1 rRNA gene is annotated in these 300 nt (G+C 60.0%); it reads right to left on the bottom strand.

What is annotated here, in order from left to right:
* Positions 1-300 (bottom strand): 23S ribosomal RNA (locus C476_RS19105); the annotation flags it as partial.

Raw genomic sequence — 300 nt, 5'->3', positions numbered from 1 at the left:
CGGCGTTCGTAGGTTCGGAGTTGGACAGGGGGGCGCACTCCTCTCGGAGTGCGGTCCCCCAATCCGTCGCTCTACCCCACGAACTACCTCGGCAGAGGTGATGCTTCGACATCTTTCGGTTGGAACCAGCTGTTTCCGGACTCGATGGGCCTTTCACCCCTAGACGTAGATCACGAGAGGGTATTGTAGGACACCAACTCTAACAGGCCTCCACGTGCCTTTCGGCACGCTTCACCTTGTCCACGCCTAGATCGTCCGGTTTCGGGTCGTGCCCGTTTGACTCCCCGCGCTTGAACACGG

Source organism: Natrinema limicola JCM 13563 (assembly GCF_000337475.1).
Lineage (GTDB): Archaea > Halobacteriota > Halobacteria > Halobacteriales > Natrialbaceae > Natrinema > Natrinema limicola.
Note: the sequence above shows the minus strand (reverse complement) of the source record. Positions and strands in the feature narration are given on the sequence as shown.